The sequence below is a fragment of the Nonomuraea lactucae genome, from assembly GCF_003313395.1.
GTDB classification, from domain to species: domain Bacteria; phylum Actinomycetota; class Actinomycetes; order Streptosporangiales; family Streptosporangiaceae; genus Nonomuraea; species Nonomuraea lactucae.
In genome coordinates, this window is the sequence record NZ_QNFZ01000153.1 from 1 (window position 1) to 1,759 (window position 1,759).

2 protein-coding genes are annotated in these 1,759 nt (G+C 69.8%); both read left to right on the forward strand.

The window, feature by feature from the left end:
- Positions 1-469: NAD(P)H-binding protein (locus tag DQW85_RS10335; RefSeq protein ID WP_113700134.1), on the forward strand; the 469-nt coding region annotated here is incomplete at its 5' end.
- A 289-nt stretch (positions 470-758) separates the two neighbouring features.
- A partial coding sequence (locus DQW85_RS10340) for a DUF6531 domain-containing protein (protein ID WP_162794877.1) occupies positions 759-1,759 on the forward strand: 1,001 nt, incomplete at its 3' end.

A 1,759-nucleotide genomic window follows, 5' to 3' on the forward strand; every position in this document is an offset into this window, starting at 1 on the left:
GATCCTGCACGGCGCCGACGCGGCCGTCTTCGCGGCGGGCGCCGGCCCGGGCAGCGGCACGGCCCGCAAGGACACGGTCGACCGCGCGGCCTCGGTACTGCTGGCGGACGCGGCCGAACAGGCGGGCGTGCCCCGCTTCGTCCAGATCTCCACCATGGGCGCGGGCCGCCCACCCGCGCCGGGCCGCGACGAGGTGTGGGCCGCCTACCTCAAGGCCAAGACTGAGGCCGAGGACGACCTGCGCCGCCGCCCCCTCGACTGGACGATCCTGCGCCCGGGCGCCCTGACCGACGACCCGGGCACCGGCCTGGTCCGCCTCGCCCCGGAGGTCCCACGCGCCCGGGTACCACGGGACGACGTGGCGGCCGTGATCGCCGCCCTTTTGCGCGAGCGCGCGGGTATCGGCCAGGTGCTGGAGCTGACGTCCGGTGACACGCCGATCGCGGAGGCGGTGGCGGCCCTGCGCTGAGGACCCGCCCAGCAGGGGATCTCAGAGGACCTGCCGTCCGGAGCGCAGGCGTCCGTCCAGGTCATGGAGGAAGGTGACCTTCCGTGATCTTCGCATGACCTAATTGGATCTTGTTACCTTTTCGGGCGGAAGTTACGCTTCGTCCGTTTGGCAACATGCTCCGAGTCGCGCGGTGGTTCCGGGCTGGGCGGGTGGAGCTTCGTCCGGCGCCTCCGGGCGCCCCGCGCGGTTCGGAGTGTGACGGCGTATGCGCCGGTCTTTGGCATGGACTCGTTGCTGGGTTGCGGCGTTGCTGGTCGCCGCACTGCCCGGTCTCCTGTCGTTAGCCGTGCTGCCGGCATACGCCCAGGCGGGTGTAGTGGGTGGGCCGGCCGAGTCTCAGGGGCCGGTGACGACGCCCAGGCAGATGGTGGGTACGGCGGGCCGGCTGCCGAGCCTGGTGGACGCGTCGGTCACGCGTGAAGGAGGCGCTGCCGGCACCCGGCCGGGGCGGCGACCGTCAGGGGTGCTGGCTTTGGAGTCGCGTTCAGCGACGCCTGAGAAGAGGTCGAAGCTTGCGGCGGGGGTGGAGCGGGCGAACCAGCTTGATCGGATGACGCAGGCCGACCCCACGTTTCCGATCATCGATGACGCGTATCCCGAGCACGGGATGTTGGTCAGCACGACACCGCTGCTTGCGGTCAATGCCATTCGGATGGGTGGCGGATCCGCTGCGGATCTGAAGTTCTACTTCACCATCTGCGAAAGGCCGGACGATGAGGAGGACCCGCTTCCCGGTGAACCCACACCGACACCGGTATGCGTAGAGTCGGGCGGACAAGTCGGGCAAAATACATGGCGCGTCCCACCCGGCAAGCTGGCGTGGGGCAAGCAGTACGAGTGGTGGGCCCGTGCTGTCGATGTCGAGAGTGCGGCCTCGGACGAGACCAGCAAGCTGGTGGTGACGACCGGTGCGCGCCAGCCGTTGACGAGCGCGCACCTGGGGGAGCGGAGCGGTAACGGGCAGGAGTTCACGCCGGCCACAGGCAACTACACGAGTACGTTCGTCGATGCGAAGGTCACGGTCGCGGGGCCGCCACTGTCGGTGACCCGTACCTACAACAGTCTGGACGCCCGCACGGACGGGATCTTCGGAGCCGGATGGTCGACGCAGTGGGACATGAAGATCACTGCGGAGGGAACGGCGGGGGCAAGCGATCTGCTGGTCACCTACCCCTCCGGCCGGCGGGTGCGGTTCGCCGGCAAGGGCGACGGCACCTATCAGGCTCCGCCGGGGATGCATGCGGTGCT